At 34.3% G+C, this 23,363-nt stretch carries 19 protein-coding genes and 2 pseudogenes; 13 read left to right on the top strand and 8 right to left on the bottom strand.

Going from position 1 to position 23,363, the window contains the following annotated elements; genetic code table 11:
• Positions 1–10 precede the first annotated feature (10 nt).
• Both AC1EUY_RS02840 and AC1EUY_RS02845 read right to left on the bottom strand, forming a co-directional pair.
• Positions 11–3,055, bottom strand: a complete 3,045-nt coding sequence (locus AC1EUY_RS02840; RefSeq protein ID WP_480193983.1) for a SusC/RagA family TonB-linked outer membrane protein — start codon at positions 3,053–3,055, stop codon at positions 11–13.
• Positions 3,056–3,288: 233 nt separating this feature from the next.
• Entirely contained in the window at positions 3,289–4,032 is a 744-nt protein-coding gene (locus AC1EUY_RS02845; RefSeq protein WP_480193984.1) for a hypothetical protein, read from the bottom strand.
• Between the two features lie 125 nt (positions 4,033–4,157).
• Between AC1EUY_RS02845 and AC1EUY_RS02850 the strand changes: the two are divergent.
• Positions 4,158–5,069, top strand: a pseudogene (locus AC1EUY_RS02850) (IS982 family transposase).
• A gap of 36 nt (positions 5,070–5,105) precedes the next feature.
• On the opposite strand, the pseudogene AC1EUY_RS02855 reads toward AC1EUY_RS02850, so the two are convergent.
• The 6 genes and pseudogenes from AC1EUY_RS02855 to AC1EUY_RS02880 all read right to left on the bottom strand — a co-directional run bounded on the left by AC1EUY_RS02855 (position 5,106) and on the right by AC1EUY_RS02880 (position 15,262).
• Positions 5,106–5,926, bottom strand: a pseudogene (locus AC1EUY_RS02855) (IS982 family transposase).
• Between the two features lie 187 nt (positions 5,927–6,113).
• On the bottom strand, positions 6,114–7,649 hold the full coding sequence (locus tag AC1EUY_RS02860) for an IS1182 family transposase (RefSeq protein WP_480193985.1): 1,536 nt from the start codon (positions 7,647–7,649) through the stop codon (positions 6,114–6,116).
• An 86-nt stretch (positions 7,650–7,735) separates the two neighbouring features.
• Positions 7,736–8,620 carry a hypothetical protein gene (locus AC1EUY_RS02865; RefSeq protein ID WP_480193986.1) on the bottom strand — a complete coding sequence of 295 codons (885 nt, stop codon included), beginning with the start codon at positions 8,618–8,620 and terminating at the stop codon, positions 7,736–7,738.
• Between the two features lie 11 nt (positions 8,621–8,631).
• A complete protein-coding gene (locus AC1EUY_RS02870) occupies positions 8,632–10,302 on the bottom strand; it encodes a SusD/RagB family nutrient-binding outer membrane lipoprotein (RefSeq protein WP_480193987.1) in 1,671 nt (556 codons plus the stop codon).
• A 10-nt stretch (positions 10,303–10,312) separates the two neighbouring features.
• On the bottom strand, positions 10,313–13,552 hold the full coding sequence (locus AC1EUY_RS02875) for a SusC/RagA family TonB-linked outer membrane protein (RefSeq protein WP_480193988.1): 3,240 nt from the start codon (positions 13,550–13,552) through the stop codon (positions 10,313–10,315).
• A 129-nt stretch (positions 13,553–13,681) separates the two neighbouring features.
• Positions 13,682–15,262 carry a BamA/TamA family outer membrane protein gene (locus AC1EUY_RS02880; protein WP_480193989.1) on the bottom strand — a complete coding sequence of 527 codons (1,581 nt, stop codon included), beginning with the start codon at positions 15,260–15,262 and terminating at the stop codon, positions 13,682–13,684.
• Positions 15,263–15,539: 277 nt separating this feature from the next.
• On the opposite strand from AC1EUY_RS02880, the gene rpsL reads away from it, so the two are divergent.
• The 12 genes from rpsL to rplP all read left to right on the top strand — a co-directional run bounded on the left by rpsL (position 15,540) and on the right by rplP (position 23,352).
• Positions 15,540–15,914 carry a 30S ribosomal protein S12 gene (gene rpsL, locus AC1EUY_RS02885; RefSeq protein ID WP_480193990.1) on the top strand — a complete coding sequence of 125 codons (375 nt, stop codon included), beginning with the start codon at positions 15,540–15,542 and terminating at the stop codon, positions 15,912–15,914.
• 24 nt (positions 15,915–15,938) lie between these two features.
• Positions 15,939–16,415, top strand: coding sequence for a 30S ribosomal protein S7 (rpsG, locus tag AC1EUY_RS02890; RefSeq protein ID WP_480193991.1), 477 nt, complete (start codon positions 15,939–15,941; stop codon positions 16,413–16,415).
• Positions 16,416–16,423: 8 nt separating this feature from the next.
• Entirely contained in the window at positions 16,424–18,541 is a 2,118-nt protein-coding gene (fusA, locus tag AC1EUY_RS02895; RefSeq protein WP_480193992.1) for an elongation factor G, read from the top strand.
• 24 nt (positions 18,542–18,565) lie between these two features.
• The gene (gene rpsJ / locus AC1EUY_RS02900) at positions 18,566–18,871 is read left to right on the top strand and encodes a 30S ribosomal protein S10 (protein ID WP_480193993.1); all 306 of its coding nucleotides are present in this window, start codon (positions 18,566–18,568) and stop codon (positions 18,869–18,871) included.
• 220 nt (positions 18,872–19,091) lie between these two features.
• Entirely contained in the window at positions 19,092–19,709 is a 618-nt protein-coding gene (gene rplC / locus AC1EUY_RS02905) for a 50S ribosomal protein L3 (protein WP_480193994.1), read from the top strand.
• Entirely contained in the window at positions 19,709–20,338 is a 630-nt protein-coding gene (gene rplD / locus AC1EUY_RS02910; protein WP_480193995.1) for a 50S ribosomal protein L4, read from the top strand. The genes rplC and rplD overlap by 1 nt, the downstream gene beginning before the upstream one ends.
• A 7-nt stretch (positions 20,339–20,345) precedes the next feature.
• Positions 20,346–20,636, top strand: coding sequence for a 50S ribosomal protein L23 (gene rplW, locus AC1EUY_RS02915; RefSeq protein ID WP_480193996.1), 291 nt, complete (start codon positions 20,346–20,348; stop codon positions 20,634–20,636).
• Positions 20,637–20,648: 12 nt separating this feature from the next.
• Positions 20,649–21,473, top strand: a complete 825-nt coding sequence (gene rplB, locus AC1EUY_RS02920) for a 50S ribosomal protein L2 (protein ID WP_480193997.1) — start codon at positions 20,649–20,651, stop codon at positions 21,471–21,473.
• Between the two features lie 6 nt (positions 21,474–21,479).
• Positions 21,480–21,758: a 30S ribosomal protein S19 gene (gene rpsS / locus AC1EUY_RS02925; protein ID WP_480193998.1), complete on the top strand. Its 279-nt coding sequence runs from the start codon at positions 21,480–21,482 to the stop codon at positions 21,756–21,758.
• Positions 21,759–21,766: 8 nt separating this feature from the next.
• Positions 21,767–22,174, top strand: a complete 408-nt coding sequence (gene rplV / locus AC1EUY_RS02930) for a 50S ribosomal protein L22 (RefSeq protein ID WP_480193999.1) — start codon at positions 21,767–21,769, stop codon at positions 22,172–22,174.
• A 6-nt stretch (positions 22,175–22,180) separates the two neighbouring features.
• Positions 22,181–22,900: a 30S ribosomal protein S3 gene (gene rpsC, locus AC1EUY_RS02935; protein ID WP_480194000.1), complete on the top strand. Its 720-nt coding sequence runs from the start codon at positions 22,181–22,183 to the stop codon at positions 22,898–22,900.
• Between the two features lie 20 nt (positions 22,901–22,920).
• Positions 22,921–23,352, top strand: coding sequence for a 50S ribosomal protein L16 (rplP, locus tag AC1EUY_RS02940; protein ID WP_480194001.1), 432 nt, complete (start codon positions 22,921–22,923; stop codon positions 23,350–23,352).
• The last annotated feature ends 11 nt before the right edge of the window (positions 23,353–23,363 follow it).

Raw genomic sequence — 23,363 nt, forward strand, 5'->3', positions numbered from 1 at the left:
TTTTTAAAATTTAAAATTTAACATTTACACCAAATTTGTACACTTTATTCAATCCTTGAGTAAAGAAATCGGTACCTCTAGAAGCATTTGTATTTCCAAAAGTATTTACTTCAGGATCTAATCCAGAGTAGTCAGTCCAAGTAGCTAAATTATCTCCTCCAACAAACACTCTAATAGATAAATCTTGATTTATAACTTTAGGAGTAAATGTGTATCCTAGAACAACCTCTTTTAATCTAACGTAAGAAGCATCTTCAATAAATCTAGATTGATCTTGGTTATTATAAGATTGTACACCACCTCTGTTGGGTCTAGGTAAGTCTGTGTCAGTATTTTCTGGAGTCCAATAATCTAATTGATCTCTGAACTTGTTGAAAATAAATGAACCAGAAGAACCTCCAAATGCAAGTGAGTTGTTAAATATATCTTTATCTTCTTCAAATTGGAAATTCGCTGATAAATCAAATCCTTTCCATCTAAAGTTATTTCTAAAGTTACCAGTCCATTTTGGAAGTGGATTACCTACGAACACTCTATCATTTGCCGTAATATTACCATCTCCATCATGATCGATATATCTTTGATCACCAGGACTTACTCCTCTTGCAACAAGAGCGGCAGGAATATTGTCACCTTGCTGCCATAACCCGTCAGATTCTAAACCGAAGAACGCACCTAATGGTTGACCAACAGCTAATCTGGTAGCAAATCCTGCGTCAATTGGAATAAAATTACCCGCAGCATCTCTTTGTAAAGATGTAATTTCATTATCTAGATATGCTGCTTGAAACTGAGCTGTCCATTGAAAATCTCCTTCAAAAATTCTTGCACTAATAGCAAATTCATGTCCTTTGTTTGTGATACTACCAACATTCGCTGCAACAGTACCAAAACCAGAAGAAGTTCTCAAAGGTCTATTTAATAAGACATCTTCAGTATCCTTGTTATAATAATCGTAGGTTATATCTATTTTCTTAAATAAAGTTAGATCTACCCCTAAATCGATTTGTGTAGTTGTCTCCCAAGTTAAATCTGGAGCACCAAGTTGTGTTATTGCCGTACCTGGGCGAGTTGTATAATTTGTTACACCTCCTAAGAATCTTGAACCAAAATTACCAATACCCGACTGGTTACCTGTTTGTCCCCAAGAAGCTCTTAGTTTTAATGAACTTACTACACCATTTTTGAACCAATTTTCTTCAGATAATAAGTAACCTATAGAAGCCGCAGGGAAGTAACCAATTGCATTGTCAGCTCCAAAAACAGAAGAAGCATCTGCTCTCATTGTACCTTCAATAAATAATTTATCTAGATATGAAATACCAACTCTACTAAAATAAGAGAAAATCTTATTTTCATTTATTACATTGTTTGTAGTAATCGGTGTCGCTCCCGCACCAGGCAATTCAAAACCTGATGGCAAACTGTTTGCCTGAACGTCAGTTAAATCTGTATTTGTTCCCTCAAATGAAAAACCTAATAATGCATTTAAATCCCAATTATCACCAAATGCAGTATTGTAGTTCAACGTATTGGTTACATTCCAACGATTTATTAATCGTATGTTTTTAGTTGATTGTCCGCCCGAGGCTGCTCCTCTCCTTGTTGTAGCCGGAGAAAATACCAATTGCTTAAAATCTAAACGCTCTAAAGAGGCCTTAGAATTTAAAGTTAAATTATCTAAAATTTTATATCCTAAACCAATGTTAGAAATGATTCTTAATGTTCTTGAATCAGATTTATCAACCACTGCATTTTGTAAAGGGTTTGAGAAAATGAAAGGCGCCGTATTAAATGTGCCGTCGTCATTAAACAAGTCATTACCTGGTAATTCTAGGACTGAAGTGGTCAAGGCTCCAAAAATATTATTATCACCATTGATACGAGCATTATTGGATTGAGTAATAGAAGTTGAGGCTTCAATATTCAATTTTTCAGAGGCCGTAAAGTTTGCATTAAACGTTAAAGATCTTCTGTCGAAATTCTGACCTTTAATTACGCCAGGTTGATTAAAATTAGAAAAATTCGCATAAAATCTAGCACTTTCTGAACCACCAGATATAGTAACATCTGTTTGCATTATTGCTGGTTGACTCTCTTCGTAGATAGCATCAACATAATTATCACCAAAATCTGAATTGTAAAATTCTTCACTAGCTGTAAAGCCATTAGCACCCGACCAGATTCCTGCACCACTCAAACCAAATTGATTATCAAAAGCGGTATCGGCAAATCTGTAATATTCTCCAGCAGTCATAACTTCATATCGCTTAATTTCTTCTTGAAAACCAACATATGAATTAATTTCTACGCCTACCTTACCAGATTTACCTCTTTTGGTCGTAATTAAAACTACACCATTAGCACCTCTTGCTCCATATATTGCAGCTGACGAAGCATCCTTTAAAACTTGAATAGATTCAATATCATTAAAGTTTAAGTTTGCAAGAACGTCGTTGTCTTGTCCACCGAAAGCATTAGGACCAATACTACCTGATAAAATTGGCACACCATCAACAACATACAAGGGTTCATTAGAACCGTTTATAGAACTTGCTCCACGAATTCTAACCGAAAATGCAGCTCCTGGCACACCAGAATTTTGATTCACTTGAAGACCATTAGCAGCTCCTTGTAGAGCACCAGAAATTGTAGGTGTAGCTATTGATCTAATATCTTCAGCTTCTACTTTAGCTACCGATGTTGTAAGAGATTTCTTAGTTTGTTGTCCAAAACCTACTATGACAACCTCATCCAATACATTATCTGCTGATAAAGTAACATTTATTACATTTGAAGCACCAACTGTTTTTTCCTGTGCTGTCATTCCTACAAAACTAAATACAAGCACATCACCTTCTTTAGCTTTGATAGTATAATTACCATCAAAATCTGTTTGAGTACCAGTAGCAGTACCTTTAATTAATATACTAACACCCGGTAAAGGACCTGATTCGTCAGAAACGGTACCAGTGATAGTTTTTTCTTGTGCAAAAGTAAATTGCACAATAAACGCCAGTAATAGCGTTAAAATTCCACTAAACTTTGTTTTCATTATATAATTATTTGAATTAATTGCGACCAAAAGTCTTAATAATTAGTTAAAAAACCAACTTTTTAACATAAAAAAGTAAAAAATAGTTAAATAAAAAGTTGAAGACACTCATCGCTAAACCATAGATGAAATTTTTTTAAAAGGTTGCTTTTAAAAAAAGCTATTTTTCTTTTTGTATAATAGAATTGCAATAAAGGACTTAGTACTACTGTCAGAAAGTGATGATTTTAGTATTAAAAAGAAATGAATTTAAAAAGCTTTATAATATCGTCTTCATCTTTAAGATCAATTTTATTCTTTTTAATAAATGTTTTTATTATTTCTTTCTTCTCTGGGAATAATTTTAAAACCTCATTCTTCTTCATTTCAAATTTTTTTGGTGTAATCTGGTCGTTTGAAAGAATATAATAATCATTATAAATATTGAATTTTGCCGCTCTATCAGCTTCGTTAAAAGTAGCAGCTTTACGAGGAGGTGTTAACACACAACGTTTTTTAACTAAAAGTGATTGGGTGTCATTTTTATGAAGTACAATAAAGTAACCTTTACTATCAATTTCTTTATTATTCTTATAATTATAAAACTCAATTGTTTTGTCTTCAATAATGGCTTTAGAATTATCTAATCTTAAAAAGGCTTCAAGTTTTAAATTGTCATTATTTATATTCTTTAATTGATGATCATCTAAAACTTCTATTTCATCAGAATATACATTATATCTTAAATTAAATGTCCCTAATAACTTATTATTTACAAAAAAATCACCTTTTTTAAAGGTATCATAAAGGTAAGGACTCCCTTTTATATCTTTAAAATTAATAGGTTTTGAGTTATCTTGGTTATTAAGCATATTTCTAACTACCTGTAAATTTCGCCATGTTGTTTCATATTGATTTGGCTCATCTACAACAGCTTGAGAAAAAACATTAATATTTAAGAAAATTAATATGGTGAGTATAATTCTATAAGTTTTCATGATCTTTTTTTATACAATAAATATAATGTTTTTTTAATTAACGTGAATAATGGATAAGAAAAAAGTGTTTTTATTTTAGTTTATTTTTCTGATTTTCAGTAAATTAAACAGTAAAAACACTTTTAATGCTTAGAGATAAGGTTACGGAATTCTTTGTAGAAGTGGACGATTTTTACATAGAATTTGCTTCACAATTAGAAAATCGTCCACTATTAGAGGATTCATTGGTAAATAGACGCAACCGAAAAGGGAAATTGTCTGATTCAGAAATGATGAGCATCTATCTGCTGTTTCATTTTGGACAGTTTACCAATTTTAAACATTTTTATAATCAATATGTCTGCAAGCACCTTATTGATTTGTTTCCTGGCCTGATAAGCCATGAGCGGTTTAACGCAAGGTAGGAACGTATCCTGTTGCCCTTGATGTTGTATTTAAAATATCGTGGTTTGGGCAAGTCCAGAGGTATAAACTATATTGACTCTACCTTGTTGCGTGTATGTCATGTCAAGCGTGAGAAACAACACCGTGTCTTTAAGGGCATTGCTACAAAGGGAAAGTCCACTATGGGCTGGTTCTTTGGCTTTAAGCTGCACCTGATCATCAATGACAAAGGCGAGCTGTTGTCTTTCTATCTCACCAAGGGAAATGTAGATGACAGAAACATTGAGCTAATGACCGCTATGACCAAAGAGGTCTTTGGAAAACTCTTTGGAGACAAAGGCTATATATCCAAGGCATTGGCCGAACTGCTCTTCCAAGATGGCATCCAACTCATCACTAAAGTGAGAAAGAACATGAAGAAACAGAACCTATCTGATGTGGATGCAATACTGCTGCGAAAAAGAGCCTTGGTAGAATCCGTTAACGACGAACTCAAGAACATCTGTAAGGTAGAGCACACTAGACATCGGTCCGTAAAGGGCTTCTTGGTCAACCTGATCGCCGGATTGACAGCTTACTGCTTCTTCCCTAAGAAACCATCATTGAATATTACTCCCATTGAAACTAACCAACTATGTTTATGGGCTGCTTAAGCATTATTCACGTTAATTAACTCGAGTTTCCAATTATTAGATTATCTGTTTGATTTGAAAAGCCATCACAAACAGTATTAGTTTTATAATAAATCCATTAGTAGTTACAGCATTAATGTGTCTAGGCATTAAGCTGCAAATTTGACTAATGGAAGTTTCAATAATTTTCCTCATGGCTTCTTTATGTAAGCAAGATAAGGCTTATCCTTTCTTTTAGAATTGGTTTTTCTTGCTATTTGTAAACGAACCTGCTCTGTTTCTTTAAAGAGATCTTCTAGTTCATAATCTGTATAGCCATTATCCCCATATAACGCACTTTCTGCTGGTAAATCATGGTACATACGTTGTAGAATCTGTGAGTCGTGTTCCTTACCTTCTACCAAGTACATCTCCACAGGTATACCTGCTTTGGGGGTTATTAACTGGACTTTAAAACCATAAAAATATTCTCTCTTAGAGGCATTATATCCTCGATATGATTCTCCTTTTAATAGCTTGGATCGACTTATGCGTATGTTATGACAAACTCTAACAGGAAAGGAATCTATAATATATTCCATTTCACAATGAATATATTTAAAAACTCTACCAATACTAAAAAAGATAGTCAATAATAATTCTTTAAGTCTGTGCAATCGCTTTGTGAAACCACTTTTGTTAATCATAGTTTTAAACATATGGCTCTTGATGTATGACAGTGCTTTGGTTTGATTACCATTAAAGAGCAATGCTGAGACTATTGCTGTTGATAACACTTGGCTGTCACTGAATTTTCTATTGCTATGTTCTTTATGGTTCATTTCTTTTAAAATATCATCTACTACACAATAGATTCCTATAACTTTGTCTTGGAGCATTTTGAGTTGGTGTTTTTTTTTTGTAACTCTAAAATACTAAAACTTATTATGCTCCTATTTTTAGGAAACTCGGGTTAATTAGTTAATCGATGTCTATGAATTTGGTTTTTTATTAGTTCTATTCGATTTTTTAATGATGTTCATTTTATTGATTAAAAAGAGTAAAGTAAAAAGTAGTTAAGTTGGCTTATATGGTTAAATTAAACTTTTTAAGGTTATGTGCCATTGCAATAAGCCCTATTTCTACATTTACTTTATCGATTCCCTTAAGCATAAAGTGTTTAAAGTTCATATTTTGTTTGATGTTTCCAAGAACAGCTTCTACATCCCAGCAGCGTTGTTTGCGTTTTTCAATGCCTTGTTGGCTTGTCAGTAAAGTTTTGGCTTGTGCTTTTAGTCGTATTAGATTATAGTTGCGTTCTATAATACGATTACCTTTGGCTTTGTGGCACAGGCTTCTAACTGGGCAGCCATTGCAGTTTTGTGCCCTGTAGCGTGTGATGGTCTGCTCAAAGCCTGTTTTTGTTTTCTTGTTGTAACTACCAATATTGCCCATGGCTTGTCCCATTGGACAGTAATAGGTGTCTGTGTCTTTATTGTAGTATAGCTGGTCTGGATGGAAAGGATTGGGCTCTTTTTTGCTTTGTCTTTGTTCTTTATGAAAGTAGTTGTACTTTACAAAGGCATCTATATTTTTGGCTTCTAAATCAGTATAGTTCTCTTCACTGCCATAGCCTGCATCAGCGGTTATACTTTCGGGTGTTTCATTATAAGATTCTATGTGATCTTCTATATGGTCTTTTAACAATGTGGTATCTGCTGTGGTCTGCCCAAGGGTGTAACCCGTAATGTATTGGTTATTGGTAGAGGCCTGTAGGTTGTAGCCCGGTTTGAGTTGTCCGTTTTGCATATGGTCATCCTTCATGCGCATAAAGGTAGCATCTGTATCGGTCTTGCTATAACTGTTCCTGTCTTTTAAGATAGCTTCTTGTTTGTCGTATTTTTTAAGATTAGAAGGCCAGTTCTTCTTGGCATAGTTCAATTTTTGTTTTACTTTTTTATCTATGGCTTTTCCTTTTAAAGCATCATTGATCTTATGTATTGTTGCTTCCACCTGTTGTGCATCAATGGCTTCAAAGTCTGGTGTATTGGGGATATGTTGTTCTTCTTTATAAACCATCTCTACATAAGTCCAGAGTTCTTTGAGCTGCTTTTGTATACGGGATCTGTTTTTGGCAATAGACTTGCCCCAAACAAACGTGTAGCGATTGGCATTGGCCTCTATCTTGGTGCCATCTACATAAAGATCTTTTAAATTTACAACGCCTTGCTCTACCAGTAGCAAGACCACTTGATTAAAGATTTTCTTTAAATGTACTTTTAAGCGTTTGCCCCTAAAATCATTGATCGTATTGTGGTCGGGCTTGTTCTGGCCGCTAAGCCACATAAAATGAATATTTTCACTCAAAGCCTGTTCTATCTTTCGCGAAGAATATAAATTGCGCAAGTAGGCATAAATAATAACCTTTAAGAGCATACGGGGATGGTAACTCGAAGTGCCACCGCCCTTGTAACTTTGCTCTAATGCTGTAATGTCTAAATTATCTACTATCGTGTTTACAACACGAACGGGATGATTCACAGGAACTAAATCATCATAACTTGGAGGTAATAAACTTAACTGATCTTGATGGTAAGTTTTGAAAACTACTTTTTTGCGCATCCTTAAAGTTAAAAAATAACTCTAAAAATTGCAAAAAAAAGACTGCCTTTTCAGACAGCCTCTTAAAAAAACTAATAGAAATTATTTTATTCGTTACATAAATTTAGTGCTATTGGACCAGCTGGACCTCCAGTCAAATATGATGCTACTAAATTTCCACTTGGAGCATATATCTGGAAAGTTATCTCTCCATAAAAATCACCAGGGAAATTCCATTCAGCACTTGTTATTCCATCTGGAATTGTAACAGTTGCTGAACCAGCACTACTCTCATCAACGCAAGCATAATCATTTGCTTCATAAGGAGTACAAAGCCCTACTTGAATTACTTCACCATTACTTAACGTAACCGTAATACCTGGACCACCATTTCCAGTTGAAGTTTGCCATCCATCGCCAAATGAATCTTGCATATCAACCACCCAGTTACCTGCAGGAACTATTTCTAGTTCACAAACAACTGAAGCTGAAAAATTATGATCGGCAGATTGATTGTCAAAGTTAGCACTCACGTCAGTAAAAGTACCTTCTGGTGTTGTAAGAGCCAATCTAAAGTTAAAATTATCTCCACCTTCTAGTTGATCAGGATCTAATCCAAGAGCACTTAATATTGAACCTCCATTTACAGCCACAGTAGCTTCAGGATAATCTGCACCTTGTGAAAAATTATCTGAATTTACAGTAGTCAATAATACTTCAGCAGCCTGAGTATTAATTCCATTGAAACTAACATATACATCAACCTTTGATATATCGCTACCTCCATTTGGAGTAACTAATTGATACGTCTTAGAAAATTCAGAAGCACTTGGATTTAATTTATTGATGTTTGTTGAACCATCTGTAGAAAGTTCAGTAGCAAAAGCGCCTCCACTCACTATTAAATCATCAAAATCTACAGGAAGTGTATCATCATCTTTACATGCTGTTATCAGCAGTGCAATCATTAATATTTTATATATATTTCTCATAATTTATTATATTATTGAATGAAACCAGCTGGATTGTTATCCCAGAATACTTGTTCTGTAAGTCCAGACTTTTGGTTTATGTTTGGATTTCTATCTACACTTACGTTAGGATATAAGAATGATCTAGGGAAACTACCCGTACCTAAATATGTTGGCTGTAAGTTAATAGGTGTTCCAGTTCTTCTATAAAGGTTATAACCTTCTACACCATTACCATACATTGCTAACCAATATTCTTTACCTACAACAGCCATTCTTTCATCGTTAGTTGTAGCGGTATCATATAATTCTAAAACTTTGGTAACATATGCATCTACATCATCTGAATCTGGTACATTAGAAAAAGAATCAGGGTTCTGAAGTGAAGCTTGAACAGTAGTAATAGATTCTCTAACACCAGTTTCTAACATTGCTCTAGCATCTTCACCAGTACCTAAATATAGTGCAGCTTCTGCACGCATAAAGTAAACAAAAGAATCCATCATGATAGGCCATATTCCAGCTCCTTGTTGTCCTTGACCTGATCTAATACGTACAGCGTCATTGTCGTCGAATCGACCACCTACAGGATATACACCAAATGTCATTCTTTTAGTATTATCCGGTGGAATACCATCATTTTCTGAATGATCTCTACCCCAATAACCATCGCCTCTATCAAATAGTGCACAGAAAGGTAATGGTGCCGCAGAAATAGCGTCTACAGCTGCATACGTATCTGGTCTAGGGTCATTCCAACAATCGATTTCATTGTTTAAAGTAGCTGGATCAGTTGGAAAAGCATCTGTCTGTCTGTAGATATAGTATCTTAATCTAGGATCATCCATGTCTTTTTCTTCAGTCATTGCCCATGCTAAGTAATTAGGAATATATTCACCAGTGTTGGCCGCTTCATATTCTTCAACATAATATTGGTGCTTACTTTGTGGGTTGTTTGACGTACCTGCATTCCATTTAAAATCATCTGCACTTGTAGTTATTAAATCATCAGCAGTTAATAAATCAGCAATTGCAGTAGCTGAAGCAGCCTCATTAACTAATCGAGTATTCAGATAATATCTTAGTTTCAAAGTATTAGCAAGCTTAGTCCATTTATCAGTATCTCCACCATAAAATAACTCTGAACTTGGTAATGCAACTCCACCTGCTTGAAAATCTTCAATTGCACCATTCAAATCAGCTAATGCAGCTTCATAAATACTTTCAGCGGAATCAACTCCAGGGAAGTTGGCACTACCTTGAAGTGCTTCTGTAAATGGTACATCACCAAAATAATCTACCATGGTCATCATCGTGTAAGCTCTAATGATTTTTAAAACGCCAATTTGGTTGGTTCTATTCTGTTCAACCAGTATGGATTGAATTGATTCAATTTCATTTAGAATATCAGCATAAGCTGTAGTCCACATACCCGATAATTCAGTATTGGTGTTTATATAATTAACAGCATATGTATCGAACATATATTCTAATCTCACAGCCTCAGCTCCGGCCTCAGTAGCATCTTCAAAGAACTCTGCAAAGCTATACAGTACGAAATTAAGATTAGTATCAGGATCTAGGCTTTCAGGTGTCGGAACGTTTGGATCTTGCAAAAGATCAAGTTCAGTCGTTTCACATGATACTGCAACTATCAATATAGTCACAATCCATAAAATTTTATTTTTAATAATTTTTCTCATTTTTCTACTTTTAGAAAGTTAGTTTTACACTCATTCCGTATCTTCTAGAATTCCAAGATGTTAAATAATCAAAACCTTGCGAATTACCTACACCTAAACTATTCAATTCAGGATCATAGTTTACACTTTCAGGTGTGTTAAATGCTTTTACAAATAAATTCTGACCTGTAACTGTAAAAGAAACGGTACCAAATGGAGTTTTATCTAAAAACTTCTCAGGCAAATTATAACTTAAAGACGCTTCTCTTAATCTTACATGGGTAGCATCAAATATCAAAACCTCATCAATACCAAAACCAATATTGTTAAAATAAGCCTCCGTCGCTGTTAACTGGATATCATTAGGTTGCCCAGTAGCTTGTCTTATACCTGGTAAAATAATACTTTGAGTTCTATCAAAATCTGTATCTTCAACAAGACCACGACCCACAAGTGCTCCTACAGTGGTTGCATAAATATCACCACCTTTTTGGTATTCCCATTGCATATTAAAAGTCAAGTTTTTCCACCTAACACTATTATTTATAGTAGAAAACCAATCAGGATTGGGGTCACCTATAATACCGTTACTTGGATCTTGTATCCAATAACCATTTTCGTCAACTAAGCGATTACCATTTTCGTCTCTTAAAATTTGTCCACCAACAATTACACCTAATTGTTCACCATTTATTGCGGCATTAGCAGGTGTTGAAAAAACTCCTCCATATAGAATTTGCTCTCCTTCACTTAAACCTTTTACTTCACTTTCATTCTTAGTAAAACTACCAGATATTTTCCAATTAAAATTATCAGTTCTTACTGGGGTCACATCAGCAACAATCTCAACACCTTTATTAATTACATTACCAATATTAATGAATTGACTAGTGTAGCCTGTTTCAGGAGCTAAAGGTCTAGCGATAATTAGGTTTTCTGTATCTCTATTATAATATGTAAAGTCTAAACCTACTCTATTTTTAAATAATCGAGTTTCTAAACCTAATTCATATTCTTTAGAGAGTTCAGGCTGAAGATCTGGATTTGGTAAAAATCTTGGGATACTTGTTGTAGTTGTAACATTGCCATCAACACTTTCAAAAATATTCGGTACTAAATCTACAAATGCTCTAGTATTATAAGGTCCAGGGAAACCTGGAGATGTACCATAACCTGCTCTTAATTTAAGATAGTTTAAAACTTCAGATTCTTGTAATGATTCGATTGCAGAAGTTGGAACAAAAGAAACACTAACTCCTGGTGAGAATTGAGATCTATTAGCTTGCTCTAAAGTAGATGACCATTCGTTTCTTAAAGATGCGTTCAAATATAAATAGTTTTTATATCCCAAAGTAGCAGAAGTATATAGAGCTAATAAATTCTCTTCACTTGTTCTTTGGTAAGTTCCGTTATTACTTGCAAACAATGTTCCCTCTATAATGGTACTTGAATTCACAAAATTCACATGATTTAATAATCCATAGATAATTTGCTCTCTACTTTCAGAACCATCTCTATCAAACTCTCTTCTTTGTGAAGTAGCTCCAACAGTGGCTTGTAAACTAAAATCTTCTGATAGTTGTTTATCTACACTTGCTAATAAAGAATGATCCCAAATAGTGAATCTAGAAGATGTAGTTTGAAGATATCCATTAGGATGAATACCATCATTTGCGCCTTTATTTATGGCACGCATGGTTCTATCATTAGTATTGTCAATACCCAATCTATATGATAGTTTTAACCAATCATTAAAATCATATGAAGCTATAAAATTACCAAATAATCTATTCGTTTTATTGGTGTCTTTGGTATTATCAACAACCCAACGAGGATTCATACGATCATTACCACCTCTATACCATAAACTTTCACCAGTAATTGGATGTTGATAAGGTAAATTAATATCAACACTACGTGGTAAATATAAAATATTCCAAATAGAAGCGATACCACCCGTACCCGCGGTAGAAATAGATACATCACTACCAGTTGAAGCATCTGTAAAAGGAGAGGTAATATTTGTATTAGCAAAACTTAATTTACCACTAACAGTAAATTTGTTATCAAGTTTATACATACCAGCCAATGAGAAATTATTTCTAGTCAAGGAATTACCTGGAATAAAAGATTCATCATCCGTGTGACCATATGATACATTAAAATTACCTTTTTCACCAAAACTACCAGAAGCCGATACTGAAGTGTTACTCAATATGCCAGTTCTAAAGAAGTCTGCTTGTGAATCATAAGGGCGATACTCAACATTTGGTGTGTCAAGGTCTGTCCTTCCAGGAAATAACTCTGAAGGTTCATTTACATTAAAATTGTTACGAAGCATAGTTCTGAAGGCATTATCAATAGTGGCTTGACTATCAAATCTTGCTCCCCAGTTACTAAAGAAAGCTCCATAAACATTTTGGAAACCATTACCCCATGTGTCTTGATAATCAGGAAGAATTATTTCATTTGCGAACACAGATTGTCCAACAGTAACTTCTAACTTCTTAGAAGTTTGTGTGCCAGTTTTAGTTGTAATTAATATTACACCGTTTCTACCTTGACCACCATATAGTGCAGTTGCACTCAATCCTTTCAATATACTTACACTTGCAATGTTATTTGGATCAATATCTGCAAACCCACTTCGAACGTTACCAGATTGAAAATTAGAAGAACTAGCAGATTGATTAGCACCACCAGTTGCTCCGTCAAAAGGAACGCCGTCAATTACAAATAAAGGTTGGTTACTACCTGTAATCGAAGAAAAGCCACGAATAATGATGTTCGAACCACTACCAGAAACACCACCTGTTCCTGTAATTCTAACACCAGCAGCTTTACCTCTTAGTATTTTACCGATATCTGAATCTGGTTTTTTTTCTAAATCTTCACTCGATACTGTTGCTACTGAATACCCAAGAGCTTTCTTTTCTCTTTTAATTCCTTGAGCTGTAACTACTACCTCTTCTAATAAGTTATCAGCAGTTAAGACAACATTAATAACATTAGAGGCGCCAATTGTAACTTCTTTCGTACTCATTCCAACAAAGCTAAAGCGCAATATATCACCCTCTTTAGCATTAATGGAATATTTACCATCAAAATCAGTTTCAGTACCAGTGGTAGTTCCTTTAATAACAATACTAACCCCAGGTAGAGGTCCTGACTCGTCAGAAACCGTACCGGTTATAGTTTTTTCTTGTGCAAAAGTAAATTGCACAACAAACGCCAGTAATAGCGTTAAAATTCCACTAAACTTTGTTTTCATTATATAATTATTTGAATTAATGTTCCCAAAAGTCTTAATAAATTGTTAAAGCTCCAAACTTTTTTTTTAAAAAACATGTTATAGATGTAAGTATTAACTTTAATTGCGACTTAATCATATACATTTTTATTAAAATAAATTGGCGATTTTAAAATGAAATCTCGAATTGTCTAAAGAGAAAGAAGAGTTTTGTGATTTTCCAATCGCATAACTAAGATTGATTATTCCTAAAACGGTTTTAAAAGAATATCCAACACCCAAACTAAAAATTTGCTCAGAATAGTCATTTAATTGATTCCTGACGAAAGCACCATCAGAAATAGTATATATGTAAGATGTGTTATTCGAATTATAGCGATATTCTAAATTGAAAACATAAAAGCTGGATGCTAGGATGCTTTCTTCGTTAAACCCTCTAATACTATTTATACCTCCTATTCTAAAAAGTTCATTTGTAAAATAGTTGTCTGAGAATAATATGGAACTTGAATTTTTTATAAAAATATGATTTCTAAGGTTTAAACTCCAGAGATACTTAGTGACCAAGTTTATTTTTGTTTGGGTACTATTTTGATTCTCGTTTTTTCTTTTTCCAGTAGAAGCGGAAAATGAACTAGTAAACTTTTCTGGAAATAAATCATTTTCGTTTAACTTCAAAAAGTCATAACCTATCCCTATAAAATTAGATTTGTAATCAAGTATTTCTTCAGAGGGTATTTCTAAAAGATTGTTAGAATTTTCTGAATTATAGATTAGACGTATCTTATTTTGATAATTGATATTATAACCAATCTCAAAATTTGTGTTGGTGTTAATAAAAGTTGAGTCTTGTTTATATATGTTTAATTTCAAGGATGGTGTTATAGGTAGATTAAAGAGATAAGGTAAGTTGATGTTAAAATCAAAGAATTGACGATCGTTTCCGTTATTTTTCCATTGTAAGGAAATGTTTTCGCCTGTATTCAAAATATTATTTAACTCGAGATCAAGATAACCATTAAAGACAAGTTTATTAGAATTTTCTTGTGAGCTAAACCCAATCAATCCATCAAATTTACTGGCTCTTTCTTTTTTTAAATATAAATAAAGGTAGGTAGAGTCTTTGGTAAACAACACTTCTGAAGGTTTCAATTCAGAAGCAAAAGGTAATGATTTGATTAATCGAGATAATTGTTCTATTTTATTGGTGTTATACAAAACAGAATTGTTGAGATTTAAATAATGTTTAAAAAATGTTTTAGGAAATTCTTTATATCCATTAATTATAATCTTATCTACTTTTCTTTGGTTAGAAATTTCTATAATTAATTTTGAAGTTAAATGATTCTCTTTAACTGTAATCTCAGACAACCTTACTTTGGTAAAAGGCTTACCTCTATTCACTAAATAAGTTGTTAGGTTGTTTAAAGTGGTAGAAACATTTTCTATATCGATTTCAAAATAGTGATTATTGATTTTTTTTGTGAAAGCGAATAACTCTTTTTTTGATAAGATGTCATTGTTATAAAAAACTTTGATGGTCTTAAAATGATTTCCTATAAATAAATGCGCAGTGTAGATGGAATCAATATTAGAAACTGAATCTAAGTTATTGTTGAGATAGCCCATTTTTTCTAACCTTAGCTGTAGCGAATCTATTTCAGAAAAAAGATTTTTAACACTCTTGTGATTTTTTTTAAATGTTAGCTGATCTCTAAGGGGGTTTTTCAAACTATCAACTACCGTTATTTTTAATGAAAAATTTTGAGAATTTACCTTTTGAAAAAAGCAAAAGAAAATAACTATATATATATATGATGTAAATAAGTAGTTCAAAACGCGGTAAAAATAGCGTAAAAACACATTTATTTTAGCTTTTTAAAATTAGAATATTAAATGTAGATAAATTTTAATTAGCAGGTATTTGATTAACAAGAAATAATTACTACATTTGCAGCCTCTTAAAAGAGAGATTTTTAAAATTATCTAAAAACAATTATTAATTAGTATGCCAACTATATCACAGTTAGTACGTAAGGGAAGAGCCCAAATAACTAAGAAGAGTAAATCGGCTGCTTTAAAATCATGTCCTCAAAGAAGAGGGGTATGTACACGTGTTTACACGACTACACCTAAGAAACCAAACTCAGCTATGCGTAAAGTGGCAAGGGTTAGGTTAACGAATGGTAACGAAGTGAATGCGTATATCCCTGGTGAAGGTCATAATTTACAAGAGCACTCGATAGTATTAGTTAGAGGCGGAAGAGTAAAAGATTTGCCTGGTGTTAAGTATCACGTTGTTCGTGGTGCTTTAGATACAGCAGGTGTTGAGGGTAGAACTCAGCGCCGTTCAAAATATGGTGCAAAACGCCCAAAGAAATAATTAATCACTTAAATGTAAAGAGAAATGAGAAAAAGAAGCGCCAAAAAAAGGATTCTTTTACCAGATCCAAAGTTTAATGATCAATTAGTTACGCGTTTTGTAAATAATTTGATGTTAGATGGTAAAAAATCTGTAGCGTTTAAAGTATTTTACGATGCCTTAGCAATCGTAGAGGAGAGAAATCAAGATGAAGAAAAGTCTTCATTAGAAATTTGGAAAGATGCTTTGTCTAATGTAATGCCACATGTAGAGGTGCGTAGTAGAAGAGTAGGTGGTGCTACATTCCAAATTCCAATGCAAATCAGGCCAGATAGAAAAGTTTCAATGGCAATCAAATGGTTGATTAGTTATGCACGTAAGCGTAATGAAAAATCAATGGCTCAGAAATTAGCTGCTGAAATTTTAGCTGCTGCTAAAGAAGAAGGTGCTGCAGTGAAGAAAAGAACTGATGTTCATAAAATGGCTGAAGCGAATAAGGCATTCTCACACTTTAGATTTTAATTAAGAAAATGGCAAGAGATTTAAAATATACTAGAAATATAGGTATTGCTGCTCATATTGATGCAGGTAAAACTACAACTACTGAGCGTATACTTTATTATACAGGCGTTTCGCACAAGATTGGTGAGGTGCATGATGGTGCTGCTACGATGGACTGGATGGAACAAGAGCAAGAAAGAGGTATTACAATTACTTCTGCGGCTACTACATGTACATGGCAGTTTCCTACGGAACAAGGTAAACCTACTTCAGATGCTAAGGATTACCACTTTAATATTATAGATACTCCAGGTCACGTTGATTTTACTGTTGAGGTAAATCGTTCGTTACGTGTTCTTGATGGATTAGTTTTCTTGTTTAGTGCTGTTGATGGTGTAGAGCCTCAATCAGAAACGAACTGGAGATTAGCTGATAATTACAAAGTACCGAGAATGGGCTTTGTAAACAAAATGGACCGTCAGGGTTCAAACTTTTTAGCCGTATGTCAACAAGTAAAAGATATGTTAGGTTCTAATGCGGTTCCTATTGTATTGAATATTGGTGATGAAGATAATTTTAAAGGAATTGTTGACTTGGTAAAAAACCGTGCTATTGTATGGCATGATGAAACACAAGGAGCTACGTTTGATGTAGTTGAAATTCCTGAAGATTTAAAAGAAGAAGCTGCTGAGTTAAGAGGTAAGTTGATAGAAGAAGTTGCTGCATATGACGAGAACTTACTAGAAAAATATATGGAAGATGAAGACTCTATCACTGAGGATGAAATTCATGCTGCGCTTCGTGCGGCGGTAATGGATATGTCTATTATCCCAATGATTTGTGGATCTGCTTTCAAAAATAAAGGTGTACAATTTTTATTAGATGCAGTATGTCGTTATTTACCTTCTCCTTTAGATAAAGAGGCGATTGTAGGTACTGATCCTGATACTGGTAATGAGATTTCTCGTAAGCCAGACGTTAAGGAACCATTCTCTGCGTTAGCATTTAAAATTGCTACAGATCCTTTTGTAGGTCGCTTAGCATTCTTTAGAGCATATTCAGGTAGGTTAGATGCGGGTTCTTATATTTTGAACAATAGATCGGGTAAAAAAGAACGTATTTCGCGTATTTACCAAATGCACTCAAATAAACAGAATGCAATTGATTATATTGAAGCAGGAGATATAGGTGCTGCTGTAGGATTTAAAGACATTAAGACGGGTGATACCATGTCTGATGAAAAGAATCCTATCATTTTAGAATCAATGGATTTTCCAGATCCGGTAATTGGTATCGCTGTAGAGCCTAAAACGAAGGCAGATGTTGATAAATTAGGTATGGCTTTAGGGAAATTAGCTGAGGAAGATCCAACATTTACGGTAAAAACTGATGAGGCTTCTGGTCAGACTATTATTTCTGGAATGGGTGAGCTTCACTTAGATATTATCGTTGATCGTTTAAAGCGTGAATTTAAAGTTGAGGTGAATCAAGGTCAACCACAAGTTGAGTACAAAGAAGCAATTACTCAAGCTGCTGATCATAGAGAGACTTATAAAAAGCAATCGGGTGGTCGTGGTAAATTTGCGGATATTGTATTTACAATGGAGCCTGCTGAAGAAGGTAAATCTGGTTTAGAATTTATTAATGTTATCAAAGGTGGTAACATTCCTAAAGAATATATTCCTTCTGTAGAAAAAGGATTTAGAACAGCAATGCAAAATGGTCCTTTAGCAGGATTTGAAATGGATTCGATGAAAGTTACCTTAAAAGATGGTTCTTTCCATGCTGTCGATTCAGATTCATTATCATTTGAACTTGCTGCTAAGTTAGGATACAAGGCTGCTGCGAAAGCTGCTCGTGCTGTATTGATGGAGCCAATTATGAAGTTGGAGGTGTTGACACCAGAAGAAAACATGGGTGATATCGTTGGTGACTTAAACAGACGTAGAGGTCAGGTGAATGATATGTCAGATAGAGCAGGTTCTAAAGTTGTGAGAGCTGAAGTACCTTTATCAGAAATGTTTGGTTATGTAACATCGTTACGTACCTTATCGTCTGGTAGAGCAACTTCTACAATGGAGTTTTCCCACTATGCTGAAACACCTGCTAATATTGCAGAAGAAGTAATCAAAAATGTTCAAGGATAAATTATCTACTAAATAGTTTAAACGATGAGTCAAAAAATTAGAATAAAATTAAAGTCTTACGATTATAACTTGGTAGATAAATCTGCTGAGAAAATTGTAAAAACAGTAAAAAGTACAGGTGCTGTTATTAATGGTCCAATTCCATTACCAACACACAAAAAAATATTTACTGTACTACGTTCACCACATGTAAACAAGAAATCTAGAGAGCAATTTCAATTAAGCTCTTACAAGAGATTATTGGATATCTATTCTTCTTCATCAAAAACGATTGATGCGTTGATGAAATTAGAGTTGCCGAGTGGTGTAGAGGTAGAGATTAAGGTTTAATGTCATTCCTGCGGAGGCAGGAATCTCGTGAAAAGAAACGAAAGTTTCAATAGATTCTCGTTTTACGAGAAGTAAACATGTCCCGAGCAGTTGTCAAGGGAAAAACGGTTAGAAAATAAGATTCAGGGATGAATATATTTTCTTCCCTGAATTTTTTTAAATAAGTAAAGTAAGTATAATAATCGATTTGAGTTTAACTCGAATCATAAATTAAATCAAAATGTCTGGGTTAATAGGAAAGAAAATCGGCATGACAAGCATTTTTGACGAGAATGGAAAGAACATTCCATGTACCGTTATAGAGGCTGGTCCGTGTGTCGTTACCCAAGTCAGAACCACAGCGGTTGATGGGTATGATGCTCTTCAACTAGGTTTCGATGACAAAAAGGCAAAAAGCTCTAATAAAGCTTTAGATGGTCACTTTAAAAAAGCAGGTGCATCAGCCAAGAAAAAAGTCGTTGAGTTTCAAGGTTTTGATGAGGAGTACAAGTTAGGTGATTCAATAACAGTTGAACACTTTGAAGAAGGTGAATTTGTTGATGTGGCTGGTACATCTAAAGGTAAAGGTTTCCAAGGTGTTGTAAAACGTCATGGGTTTGCTGGTGTTGGTCAAGCAACACATGGTCAACATAACCGTTTAAGAGCTCCTGGTTCTATTGGTGCTGCATCGTATCCTGCAAGAGTATTTAAGGGTATGAAAATGGCAGGTAGAATGGGTGGTGAGAAAGTAAAAGTTCAAAATTTAAGAGTATTAAAAGTGGTTCCAGAAAAGAATCTTTTAGTTGTAAAAGGCGCTATTCCTGGTCATAAAAACTCTTATGTAATCATTCAGAAATAATGAAGGTAGCTGTAGTAGATATCAACGGGAAAAAAACTGGAAGAAACGTTGAGCTTTCAGATGCTATTTTTGCAATCGAACCTAATAAACATGCTGTTTATTTAGACGTAAAACAATACTTGGCAAATCAACGTCAAGGAACACATAAAGCAAAAGAAAGAGCAGAAATTACGGGAAGTACTCGTAAGATTAAAAAGCAAAAAGGAACTGGTACAGCTCGTGCGGGTAGTATCAAGTCTGGTGTGTTTAGAGGTGGTGGACGTATTTTTGGTCCTAGACCAAGAAATTATGGTTTTAAATTGAATAAAAATTTAAAACGATTAGCGCGTCAATCAGCACTCTCTATTAAAGCTAAAGAAGAGAATATCGTTGTTGTTGAGGACTTTAATTTTGATACTCCTAAGACTAAAAATTTCATTAATGTTTTGAAAGCTTTAGAGTTGGAAAACAAAAAATCTTTGTTTGTGTTGGATGGGTCAAATAAAAACGTATATTTGTCATCGCGCAATTTAAAAAGATCTAACGTTGTAACTGCTTCAAAATTAAACACTTACAATGTTTTAAATGCAAATAAAATTGTATTGTCTGAAGCTTGTGTAGAAGAAGTAGAATCTAATTTTAGCAAATAATAGCAACATGAGAGTTTTAGTAAAACCTATTATTACAGAAAAAGCAACCGATGCCAGTGAGTTATTTAATCGCTATGGTTTCGTGGTTGACATGAAAGCTAATAAGATAGAAATTAAAGAAGCTGTTGAACAAGCTTATGGAGTTTCGGTTAACAAAGTAAGAACGATGAACTATCCTGTAAAGCGTACTACTAAGTACACTAAAAAAGGATTAGTTTCTGGTATGAAAGGAGCTTACAAAAAAGCAATCGTTGAGTTAGCTGAAGGAGATAATATAGATTTTTATAGCAATATCTAAGAAGAAAAAAAGATGTCATTAAGAAAATTAAAACCAATAACCCCCGGGCAGCGTTTTAGAGTAGTAAATGATTTTGACACCGTTACTACTGATAAGCCGGAGAAAAGTTTACTTGCTCCGAAGAAAAGGTCTGGTGGTAGAAATAGTCAAGGTAGAATGACCATGCGCTACTTAGGTGGTGGGCATAAAAAGAAATACCGTATTATCGATTTTAAAAGAGATAAAACGGGTATTCCAGCTACTGTAAAGACTATTGAGTATGATCCTAACAGAACTGCATTTATCGCTTTATTGAATTATGCGGATGGAGAAAAAAGATATGTAATTGCTCAAGGCGGATTGAAGGTAGGTCAAACAGTAGTTTCTGGGGAGAAAGTTGCTCCAGAAGTTGGTAATGCTATGCCTTTAAGTGATATACCTTTAGGTACTGTAATTTCTTGTATAGAATTACGCCCAGGACAAGGTGCTGTGATGGCGCGTTCTGCGGGTTCTTTTGCTCAGTTAATGGCAAGAGATGGTAAGTATGCAACAGTAAAGTTGCCTTCTGGTGAAACGAGATTAATTTTAGTTACTTGTAAAGCTACTATAGGTGTGGTTTCGAATTCAGATCATCAGCTATTAGTATCTGGTAAAGCAGGTAGAAACAGATGGTTGGGTAGAAGACCGCGTACAAGACCAGTAGTGATGAACCCAGTAGATCATCCAATGGGTGGTGGTGAAGGTAAATCTTCAGGTGGTCATCCACGTTCTAGAAATGGTATACCTGCAAAGGGATACAAAACACGTTCTAAGACGAAAGCAAGTAATAAATATATTATAGAACGTAGAAAAAAATAAGAAACTATGGCACGTTCATTAAAAAAAGGACCTTATGTTTTCCATAAACTGGAAAAGAAAGTACAAGTAAATGTTGAGTCTAACAAAAAATCTGTAATCAAGACATGGTCAAGAGCCAGTATGATTACTCCAGATTTTGTTGGTCAAACTATCGGTGTTCATAACGGGCGTCAATTTGTACCAGTATATGTTACAGAAAACATGGTAGGTCATAAGTTAGGAGAATTTTCACCAACACGTTCGTTTAGAGGACATGCAGGTGCAAAAAATAAAGGTAAAAAATAGTAGGAATCATGGGAGTTCGTAAAAAATTAAGAGCTGAGCAACGTAAAGAAGCACGCAAGAATCAATTCTTAGCGAAGCTTAACGGTTGCCCTACGTCACCGAGAAAAATGCGTTTAGTTGCAGATCAAATTAGAGGTGTTGAAATTGAGAAAGCATTAGCGATCTTAAAGTTCAGCCCTAAAGAAGCAGCGCGCAATTTAGAAAAGCTTACATTATCAGCTATAAATAACTGGCAGCAAAAAAATGAAGATGCAGATATTGAAGATGCAGGTTTATTTGTTAAAGAAATTTATGTTGATAGTGCAAGTATGTTAAAAAGATTAAGACCAGCACCGCAAGGTAGAGCGCATAGAATTCGTAAGCGTTCAAACCACGTAACAATGGTTTTAGGAACTAAAAATCAAAGCAATTCGTAAAATAGTATGGGACAGAAAACTAATCCAATAGGAAATCGTTTAGGCATCATCAGAGGATGGGAATCTAACTGGTATGGAGGAAAGAACTATGGCGATAAAATTGCTGAAGATGATAAAATAAGAAAGTACGTACGTGCTAGATTACAAAAAGCAAGTGTTTCTAGAGTAATTATTGAGCGCACTCTAAAGCTTATAACCGTTACTATCACTACTGCTAGACCGGGTATTATTATTGGTAAAGGTGGTCAAGAGGTAGATAAGTTAAAAGAAGAGCTTAAAAAAATTACTGGAAAAGAAGTACAGATTAATATTTTTGAAATTAAGCGTCCTGAACTAGACGCCTTTTTAGTGGCATCTTCTATTGCTCGTCAAATTGAAAATAGAATTTCTTACAGACGCGCAATAAAGATGGCTATTGCTGCTGCAATGCGTATGAACGCTGAAGGTATTAAAGTTCAAATTTCTGGTCGTTTGAATGGTGCTGAAATGGCACGTTCAGAAGGGTATAAAGAAGGTAGAATCCCTCTATCTACTTTTAGAGCTGATATTGATTATGCACTTGTTGAATCTCATACTACTTATGGCCGTATTGGTGTAAAAGTATGGATTATGAAAGGTGAGGTATATGGTAAAAGAGAATTGTCTCCGTTAGTTGGTTTATCTAAGAAACAAGGTGGTAAATCATCAGGCAATAAAGGAGGAAGAAGACCTCAAAGAAGAAAATAGATTTTTTAAAAATTTAGAAGATGTTACAACCAAAAAGAGTTAAATATCGTAAGGTTCAGAAGGGTAAGGGTAATATGAAAGGTAACTCTCAAAGAGGACACCTACTTTCTAACGGAATGTTTGGTATCAAATCTCTTGAGCAAGATTTAATTACTTCTCGCCAGATAGAAGCCGCTCGTATTGCTGCAACTCGTTATATGAAAAGACAAGGTTCGTTATGGATTAAAATTTTTCCAGACAAGCCTATTACCAAAAAGCCATTAGAAGTACGTATGGGTAAAGGTAAAGGTGCTCCAGAATATTTCGTAGCTGTTGTTAAGCCAGGTAGAATTATGTTTGAAGTTGGTGGTGTGCCAATGGACGTAGCTAAAGAGGCATTACGTTTAGCAGCACAAAAATTACCTGTGAAAACTAAGTTTATAGTTGCAAGAGATTTTGATCACAACGCTTAAAAAGTAAGAAG

The sequence above is a fragment of the Maritimimonas sp. 2210JD6-3 genome, assembly GCF_056591795.1.